The 8,517-nt window shown below is 72.1% G+C and carries 10 protein-coding genes and 1 pseudogene; 3 read left to right on the top strand and 8 right to left on the bottom strand.

What is annotated here, in order from left to right:
• Both ACTJI1_RS12585 and ACTJI1_RS12580 read left to right on the top strand, forming a co-directional pair.
• A pseudogene (locus tag ACTJI1_RS12585) lies at nt 1-192 on the top strand (winged helix-turn-helix transcriptional regulator); the annotation flags it as partial.
• A 60-nt stretch (nt 193-252) separates the two neighbouring features.
• The gene (locus ACTJI1_RS12580) at nt 253-1,119 is read left to right on the top strand and encodes a LysR family transcriptional regulator (RefSeq protein WP_440742920.1); all 867 of its coding nucleotides are present in this window, start codon (nt 253-255) and stop codon (nt 1,117-1,119) included.
• A 13-nt stretch (nt 1,120-1,132) separates the two neighbouring features.
• Here ACTJI1_RS12580 and ACTJI1_RS12575 read toward each other — a convergent pair whose 3' ends face one another.
• The 8 genes from ACTJI1_RS12575 to ACTJI1_RS12540 all read right to left on the bottom strand — a co-directional run bounded on the left by ACTJI1_RS12575 (nt 1,133) and on the right by ACTJI1_RS12540 (nt 7,542).
• The gene (locus tag ACTJI1_RS12575) at nt 1,133-1,993 is read right to left on the bottom strand and encodes an aldo/keto reductase (RefSeq protein ID WP_440742919.1); all 861 of its coding nucleotides are present in this window, start codon (nt 1,991-1,993) and stop codon (nt 1,133-1,135) included.
• Nucleotides 1,994-2,024: 31 nt separating this feature from the next.
• Nucleotides 2,025-2,996 carry an aldo/keto reductase gene (locus ACTJI1_RS12570; RefSeq protein ID WP_440742918.1) on the bottom strand — a complete coding sequence of 324 codons (972 nt, stop codon included), beginning with the start codon at nt 2,994-2,996 and terminating at the stop codon, nt 2,025-2,027.
• A 76-nt stretch (nt 2,997-3,072) separates the two neighbouring features.
• Nucleotides 3,073-3,864, bottom strand: coding sequence for an alpha/beta hydrolase (locus ACTJI1_RS12565; RefSeq protein ID WP_440742917.1), 792 nt, complete (start codon nt 3,862-3,864; stop codon nt 3,073-3,075).
• Nucleotides 3,865-3,909: 45 nt separating this feature from the next.
• A complete protein-coding gene (locus ACTJI1_RS12560) occupies nt 3,910-4,167 on the bottom strand; it encodes a glutaredoxin family protein (RefSeq protein ID WP_440742916.1) in 258 nt (85 codons plus the stop codon).
• Nucleotides 4,168-4,176: 9 nt separating this feature from the next.
• Nucleotides 4,177-4,839: a nucleoside/nucleotide kinase family protein gene (locus ACTJI1_RS12555; RefSeq protein WP_440742915.1), complete on the bottom strand. Its 663-nt coding sequence runs from the start codon at nt 4,837-4,839 to the stop codon at nt 4,177-4,179.
• Complete coding sequence (gene pip / locus ACTJI1_RS12550; protein WP_440742914.1) at nt 4,836-5,783, bottom strand: prolyl aminopeptidase; 948 nt, start codon at nt 5,781-5,783, stop codon at nt 4,836-4,838. The genes ACTJI1_RS12555 and pip overlap by 4 nt, the downstream gene beginning before the upstream one ends.
• Before the next feature lie 23 nt (nt 5,784-5,806).
• Entirely contained in the window at nt 5,807-7,105 is a 1,299-nt protein-coding gene (locus tag ACTJI1_RS12545; RefSeq protein ID WP_440743385.1) for an MFS transporter, read from the bottom strand.
• A gap of 5 nt (nt 7,106-7,110) precedes the next feature.
• Complete coding sequence (locus tag ACTJI1_RS12540; protein ID WP_440742913.1) at nt 7,111-7,542, bottom strand: MarR family winged helix-turn-helix transcriptional regulator; 432 nt, start codon at nt 7,540-7,542, stop codon at nt 7,111-7,113.
• A gap of 74 nt (nt 7,543-7,616) precedes the next feature.
• Here ACTJI1_RS12540 and ACTJI1_RS12535 point away from each other — a divergent pair, with 74 nt between their 5' ends.
• Nucleotides 7,617-8,492, top strand: coding sequence for an alpha/beta fold hydrolase (locus ACTJI1_RS12535; protein ID WP_440742912.1), 876 nt, complete (start codon nt 7,617-7,619; stop codon nt 8,490-8,492).
• Nucleotides 8,493-8,517 lie beyond the last annotated feature (25 nt).

The raw sequence follows: 8,517 nt of genomic DNA, 5'->3' as shown, positions 1-8,517 counted from the left end.
GACCCGCCGCCTCCCGTGGATGTCGTGGAGTTCCAACTCGAGCGCGACGAGCTCGGCGCGCTCCTCGGCGACGGGATGCCGCACCTGGACGTGCTCGCGGGCGGGCCGGAACTCGTGGACCGGTTCCGCCGGACCTTCCGTTTCGACACGATCCCCGGCGAGGAGGTCGCCCCGGCGGCCTCCGCCGCGTAGCTGACGGGCAACATCGCTGCTGGATGTGGGCCGACGGCGATTGAGCAGTACGATCGCTGAATGGAACTCCGCCAACTCCAGCACTTCGTCGCCGTCGCCGAGGAGCGCCACTTCACCCGCGCCGCCGAGCTTCTGCGCATCTCGCAGTCGGGCCTGTCCGCGTCCATCCGCTCGCTCGAGCAGGAGCTGGGCACCTCCCTGTTCGTCAGGAGCACCCGGCGCGTGGAGCTGACGGCCGCCGGCCAGGCGCTGCTCGCGGACTCGGTCCGCACGCTCGCGAGCGCCGCCGCGGCGCGCAACGCCGTAGCCGCCGTGCGCGGTCTGCTCAGCGGCCGGCTGACGATCGGGGCGGAGCCGTGCCTGGGCTCCGTCGATCTGCCCGCCGAGCTCGCCGCGTTCCGGACCGCGAACCCGGGCGTCGAGGTGCGGCTGCGCTACTCCGGCTCGGAGGAGCTGGTGGAGGATGTGGCCGGCGGCCGTGCCGACGTCGCCCTGGTGGTCGACACCGGCCACACACCGGCGGGGGTGGTGCTTCGGCCGCTGAGCACGCAGGAGATGCTCGTGCTCTGCCACCCGGAGCATCCGTTCGCCGCGGAGGAATCGATCCCCCTGGAGCGGCTCCGGGGCGAGCCTCTGGTCGGTTTCCAGGAGGGCTGGGCGGCCCAGTCGCTCACCCGGCGCGCGTTCGCCGCGGCCGGGTTCGACTATCGGGCGGCGATGGAGGTCAACGACGTGCATCCGCTGCTCGACCTCGTCGGCTACAACCTCGGGGTGGCGGTCGTCCCCGCGAGCTTCGCGCGCAAGCGGCCCGACGCGCTCCGCGCGGTCCGCCTGCAGGACGCCCCGGCCTGGAGCGTCGCCGTGGCGGTCGCCGATCAGCCCAGCCCGGCCGCGTCCGCTTTCCTGACGCAGCTCGAGCCGGACTGACCGGCGGTGCGGCTCAGGCCGCGTTCAGCGCCTGCAGCTCCTCGGGCGTGAGCTCCACATCCACCGCGGTCACCGAGTCGCGGATGGTCTCCGGACGCGACGAGCCGGGGATCGGGATGACGTGCGGGCTCTGCGCCAGGTGCCAGGCCAGGGCGACGACCTGCGGGCTGATGCCGCGGGCGTCCGCCACGTCCTTGAACGGCTCGAACCGGCTGCCCAGCTCGCCCGCGGAGGAGATGCCGCCGAGTGGGCTCCACGGCAGGAACGCGATGCCGAGCTCGTCGGCGAGCCGCAGCTCCGGCTCGCTCGACCGGAAGGCCGGCGAGAACTGGTTCTGCACCGACACCAGCCGTCCGCCCAGGATGTCCTGGGCCTCGCGGATCTGGTCCGGGTTCGCGTTCGAGATGCCCGCCATGCGGATGATGCCCTCGTCGAGCAGGTCGCGGACGGCGCCGACGGAGTCGGCGTACGGGACCTCGGGGTCCGGACGGTGGAACTGGTAGAGCCCGATCGCGTCGCCGCCGAGCCGGCGCAGCGATTCCCGCGCCGCCTGCTTGATGTAGTCCGGGTTCCCGTTCAGCGTCCACGAGCCGTCGCCGGGGCGGAGGTGGCCGCCCTTCGTGGCGACCAGCACGGCCGAGGCGTCGCCGTCCCAGCTGCGCAGCGCCTCCGCGATCAGCTCCTCGTTGTGGCCGACCTCGCCGGCCTCCAGGTGGTACGCGTCCGCGGTGTCGATGAAGGTGATGCCCTCGTCGAGCGCGGCGTGGATGGTCTTGATCGAACGTTCCCGGTCGGGGCGGCCCTCGATCGACATGGGCATGCCGCCCAGGCCGATCGCCGAGACCTCGACGTCGCCGATGGTACGAGTCTTCACTGCTGTCCTTCCGTGTGGTGGATGCCCGGGGTCACCAGGCGTAGTCCTCGGGGGCCGTCTTGTGACCCGGGAAGATCTCGTCGAGGCGCGCGAGGGCGTCGTCGTCGAGCGTGATCTCGAGGGCGCGCAGACCCCCGTCGAGCTGCTCCTGCGTGCGTGGGCCGATGATCGGCCCCGTGACGCCGGGTCGGGTGAGGAGCCAGGCGAGCGCGAGGTCGCCCGGCTCGTGGCCGAGCTCGGCGGCGAAGTCCTCGTACGCCTCGATGGCGTCGCGGTGCTTCTCCAGCGTCTCCGCGGCGCGGCCCTCCAGGCGGCGCTTGCCCTCGTTCTGCTTGCGGACGACGCCGCCGAGCAGTCCGCCGTGCAGCGGCGACCAGGCGATCACGCCGACGCCGTTGGCCTGGGCCGCGGGCAGCACCTCCAGCTCGATCTGGCGGGTGAGCAGGTTGTAGATCGACTGCTCGCTGACCAGGCCGAGCAGGTTGCGCCTGCGCGCCTCCGCCTGGGCGGTCGCGATGTGCCAGCCCGCGAAGTTGCTGGAGCCGGCGTACAGGATCTTGCCCTGCGCGATCGCGGTCTCGATACCCTGCCAGATCTCGTCCCAGGGGGTGTCCCGGTCGACGTGGTGGAACTGGTAGATGTCGATGTAGTCCGTCTGCAGCCGCTTGAGGCTGGCGTCGAGGGCGCGGCGGATGTTCAGGGCTGACAGGCGGTTCTCGTTCGGCCAGTCGCCCATGTCGCCGTACAGCTTGGTCGCGATGACCGTCTTCTCGCGCCGGCCGCCGCCCTGGGCGAACCAGTTGCCGACGATCGTCTCGGTGGCGCCACGGCCCTTGTGCTGGCCGTAGACGTTGGCGGTGTCGAAGTAGTTGATGCCGGCGTCGTGCGCCGCATCCATGATCCGGTGGGAATCCTCTTCGGTCGTCTGCGGTCCGAAGTTCATCGTGCCGAGGACGAGGCGCGAGACCTTCAGGCCGGAGCGGCCCAGGTGTGTGTACTCCATGACCGCCACTCTCCGCCAGGCGGAGTCAGTTGTCCAACAGGTGATGTGGATGGGATTGCGCGCCCTGGGCGATCAATCAGGACGAGCCCAGCACGACGGCCGACGCCTCCCGGATCACCGTCTCGACGACCGGGTCGTCCGGGCTGCCCATGAACCCGTGCACGGCGCCGTCCACCACGCGCAGCGTCGCGGGGACGCCGGCGGCGGCGCAGCGCTCGACGAGGTGCCGGGCGTCCGGCAGCAAGGAGTCCTCCGAGCCGACGGCGACGAACACGGGCGGCAGTCCGGCGGCGTCCGCGGCGAGATCCGGGGCGTCGGAGAGCCGCGCGGAGCGCGTCCAGCGGAGGAACGCCCACTCCGAGAGTTCGCGGCCGGGCCCACCGGGCGCGGCGTCGTCGTACCGCGACAGGCTCAGATCCACGTTCGGGTTGGTCAGCACCAGCGCATCGGCCGCGGAGGGACGCGCCGCTGCCAAGGCCACGGCGCCTCCGGCCGAGTCGCCCCAGAGCACGACCCGGCGGGCGCTGTCGTCGCGGCCCGTGTGCACCGCAGCGACCGCGTCGGCGGCGGACTCGGCGAGCGTGGCCTCCGGGGCCAGTCGGTAGGCGACGGACAGCACGTCGACTCCGAGCGTCTGCGCGATGCGGCGGCAGTAGCCGTCCTGCAGTTCGAGGTCGCCAAGGATGCCGTACCCGCCGTGCAGGAAGACGACGACGATCTCCGGATGCGCGGCCCTCGCGGGTCGGTAGCGGCGGCTCGGGACGCCCCCCGCCGCATCCTCGACGGCACCGTCGAACGGCACGCGGGGCCGGCTCAGGGCGCGCTCGTGCGCCCCGGCGCGCAGCTGCGCGACGTCCGGATCGGTCATGCGGCCAGCATCCCACCTCGCCGGGGAGCCAGCCAGCAGCCGAGCTCAGCCGCGGAGCGCGGCCTCGAGCTCCTGGTCGGTCGGCTCGACGAAATGGCGGCCGTCGGGGAAGACCACGACGGGGATGTTCGTGCGGCCGCTGATCCGCTGGGCGCGGTCGGCCTCCTCCGGGCGCGCGACCAGGTCGATGTACTCGTAGTCGGCGCCGAGGCGGTCGAGCAGGGACTTGGAGCGGATGCAGTCGCGGCACCAGTCGGCGCCGAAGACGGTCAGACGGTCGAAGGTCTCGGTCGGGGCGGTCATACCACCAGGCTATGCGGGGCTGCCTGGGAGACCGGTGGTGCCGTCGACGACCAGTGTGGCGCGAGGCCGCGACGCCTCGATCACCACGGCGTTCGCGCCGTCGACGTCGCGCGCCCACGCGGCCGCGGCCTCCGGAGTGCGCCCGTGCCGCGTGTGACGGTCGACCAGGCGCCGCATCCGCTCGTCCTCCGGCGTCGCCACGAACCAGCTCTCCGCGAGGAGGGCGGGGATGCGGGACCAAGGGTCCTGGTCGACCAGCAGGTAGTTGCCCTCGGCGACGACCAGCCGGGTTCCGGGCGGGATCGGGATGGCGCCGGCGACCGGCTCATCGACGGTGCGCTCGAAGGAGGGCGCGTAGACCGGGTTCGTCCGCTCGGCCAGCACGCGCTCCAGGAGTGCGGCGAATCCCCAGCCGTCGAACGTGTCGATCGCACCCTTGCGGTCGTGGCGGCCGAGCGCATCCAGCGTCGCGTTCGCCAGGTGGAAGCCGTCCATCGGCAGGTGCACTGCGGTCCCGGAGCCGGCCAGGCGGTTCACGCCGGCGGCGACCGTGCGGGCCAGAGTGGTCTTGCCCGAGCCGGGGCTGCCCGCGATGCCCAGCACGACGCGGCCGTCGGCGGGAGCCAAGGCCAGGGCGCGCCGGATGAGCGTCTCCACCGCGTCGCCGGTCACGCCTCGCCCATCTCGGTGATCGCCCGGGACACCGTCTCGGAGATCTGCGGGCCCCAGTGTCCCTCGCCCTCGACGACGATCAGACGGCTCGCGGGCCACTCGCGGTGGAGCAGCCACGGCGTGACGACCGGGCCGCTGACGTCGTGGCGGCCGTGGATCAGCACGGCCGGGATGGCGGCCAGCTCGGAGACCCGCTTCAGGATGGCGCGATCATCGGGGAGGAACGCGTCGTTCGCCCAGTAGTGCGTGACCAGGGTGCCGGACACCAGCCGCTGGACGGGGTCCTCGTGCATCGGGCCGGGTACGACGTTCGGGTCGAGCGACACGTGCGTCGACTCCCACGCGTCCCAGGCGTCCGCCGCGCGCATCCGCTCCTCCGGAGTACCGCTTGCCAGGATGCGCGCATAAGCCTCGACCACGCGCTCTCCAGGGCGGCGCCCGGAGGCGGCCTCGAAGGCCTCCCACGCCTCGGGGAAGAGCCGGCCCATGGTCTCCGTGAGCCAGGTCACCTCGTCGCGGCCGGTCGTGGTCACCGCGCCGAGCACGATCGAGCGGACTCGGTCGGGGTGCTCGAGCGCGTACGCGAGGGCGAGGGTCGACCCCCACGAGGCGCCTGTCACGATCCAGCGGTCGACGCCCACCCGCTCCCGCACCAGCTCGATGTCGGCGATGAGGCCGCCGGTCGTATTGCGCGCGAGCCGCTCCGGCGCGTCGGCGACGGACGGGGTGCTGCGTCCGCACCCGCGCTGGTCGATCCCGACGAGCAGGAACCGCTCGGGGTCGTAGCGCGTGCGGTAACCGCCCGTTCCCAGCCCGGAGCCGGGGCCGCCGTGCAGCCAGAGCACCGGGATGCCGTCCGGATTGCCGCTCGTCTCCCAGTAGATGCTGTCGCCGTCGGGGTTCTCCACCCACCCGTGCGCGAAGGGTTCGATGACAGGGAACACTCCGGCACCGTATCGCACCGGCGTCAGGACGTGCGCGTGACCGTCGCCTCGGTCTCCACCAGCTCCTCGCGCACGACCTCGCGCGGGGCGAGCACGAAGCTCGGCTTGATGCCGGCGAAGCGGACGCGGAGGCCCCGGTACCGGATGAGATAGAAGACGCCGACCAGCGCGGCGGCGAATCCGCTGGCGGCGCCGACGCCCATCGCCCAGCGCGGACCGAAGGTGTCGGCGACCCAGCCGACGATCGGAGCGCCGACCGGGGTGCCGCCCATGAAGATCGCCATGTAGATGGCCATCACCCGGCCGCGCAGCAGCGGGTCGGTCGTCATCTGCACCGTTCCGTTGGCCGTCGTCATGAGCGTCTGCGACGAGACGCCGATCACGATCAGCGCCAGGGCGAACAACCAGTAGGTCGGCATCACGGCGGCCAGCGCGCAGCCGAAGCCGAAGAACGCGGCTCCGGCGAAGAGCAGCGAGACGCGCGGGCGGTCGCGACGTGCGGACAGCAGGGCGCCGACGACGGACCCGACCGCCATGATCGACGAGAGGAGGCCGTACTCGCCCGCGCCCTGGTGGAAGACGGTCACCGACATGGTCGAGATGAAGATCGGGAAGTTGAGCCCGAAGGTGCCGATCAGGAAGACCATGACCAGGATCACGAGGATGTCGGGGCGCCGCCGCACGTAGCGGAACCCGTCGATCAGTCCGCCGCGCGTGCGCTTCGCGCGCTCCGCCCGGTACAGCTGCTCGCGGCGCAGCGTGGCGAGCGACAGCAGAACCGCCCCGAAGGTGGCCGCATTGATGAGGAAGACCCAGCCCGCGCCGACCGCCGCCGTCAGCAGGCCCGCGACCGCCGGGCCGATCAGCCGGGCGGCGTTGAACGAGGCGGAGTTGAGGGCCACGGCGTTCGACAGGTTCGGCCCGGCAACCAGCTCGGAGACGAACGTCTGCCGGGCCGGGGCGTCGAAGGCGGCCACGACGCCCAGCAGCAGCGCGAAGAGGTAGACGTGCCACAGCTGCACCATCCCCGTGACGGTGAGGATGCCGAGCCCGAGACCGAGCGCGCCCATCGCGCCCTGCGTGGCCATCAGGAGCTTGCGCCGGTCGAGGTGGTCGGCCGCCCATCCGGTCACCGGCAGCAGGAGGAGCTGCGGGCCGAACTGCAGCGCCATCACGAAGCCGACGGCGGACGCGTTGTTGTGGGTGAGCTGGGTCAGGACGATCCAGTCCTGGGCGGTGCGCTGCATCCACGTGCCGACGTTGGAGACGATCGCACCGGCCGCCCAGATCCGGTAGTTGACCCCGGCGAGGGAGCGGAACATGGAACTCACGAGTCGGCGAGCTCCCGCATGATCTTCGCGGCGGCGGCCAGGGTCGCGCGCTGCTCCGCGTCGAGGCTCTCGAGCCGCTGGTGCAGCCAGGCGTCGCGACGTCGGCGCGTCTCTGCGACCAGCTCGACGCCGCGGTCGGTCGGGACGACGATCACCTTGCGGCCGTCGGCGGCGTCGGAGGTGCGCTCGACGTAGCCGGCCGCCTCGAGACGGTTCACCGTGCGGTTCATGGACGGCGGCTTGACGCGCTCGAACTCGCTGAGACGGCCGATCGTGCCGGATCCCTCGCGGACCAGATAGCCGAGCGTGGCGGTCTGGGAGTCGCTCAGCTCGTCGTCCTCCTTCTCGGCGCGGAGGCGGCGGGAGAGGCGCGCCACCGCGATGCGGAGGACGCTGCTCAGGTCGTGGGTCGACACTCGTCCGTTCATGCATAGTTAGCCTAACAAATTAGATGCGCTAACTAAACCCCCTCGCATCGTGCCGCGTGCGACAGAATGAGCGCGTGCAGACCCAACAGGACCGGACCTTCGAGGGCGAAGCCGGCGTCCGCATCCACTTCGACGTGTACGCGCCGCCGCCCGAGGGGTCGCGGCCCGCGGCCGCCGTCCAGCTCGCCCACGGCGTCGGCGAGCACGCGGGGCGCTACCGCGACCTCGGCGCGCACCTCGCGGCCGCCGGCTTCCTCGTCTACGCCGACGACCACCTCGGCCACGGGCGCACCGGCATGGAGCAGTGGAAGGGCGACGCCACCCGCCTCGGGCGCCTCGGCCCCGGGGGACTGCGTGCCGCCGTGAAGGACGTCCACGCGTTCAGCGACCTGATCCGCGACGAGAACCCCGGGCTGCCGCTGGCCTACGTCGGCCACAGCTGGGGGTCGCTCATCGGCCAGCTGCTGCTCAACCGGCACAGCGACGAATACGACGCGGTGGTGCTCTCCGGCACCGCCTACCGGATGCTCGGCTCGATGAACGGCGGCGACCTCAACAAGCGCCACGCCCACCTCGGCACCACCGGCGCGGAGTGGCTGAGCCGCGACCCCGCGGTCGCGCAGGCCTTCATCGACGACCCGCTGACCACGCTGACACCGCTGCAGAAGCTGTTCGGGATGGCCGACGCCGCGAGACTGCTGGGGCGCCCGTCGCGGCACCTCGCGCACGACCTCCCCGTGCTGATCCAGGTGGGCTCCGACGATCCGCTCGGCGGACCGGTGAGCGCCCGGAAGCTCGAGCGGGCGTACCGCAACCGGTCCGGGCTCAGCGACGTGACCACCATCGTCTACGAGGGTGCGCGCCACGAGATCTTCAACGAGACCAATCGCGCGGAGGTCTTCGCCGATCTCACCGAGTGGCTGGTGGAGCGCTTCCCGAGCAGGAGCTGAGCGTCCGTCCGGTCGCAGTGCGTCA

The organism is Leifsonia sp. 22587 (genome assembly GCF_052044215.1).
Taxonomy (GTDB): domain Bacteria; phylum Actinomycetota; class Actinomycetes; order Actinomycetales; family Microbacteriaceae; genus Leifsonia; species Leifsonia shinshuensis_C.
This window is presented reverse-complemented; position numbering and strand designations above follow the sequence as displayed.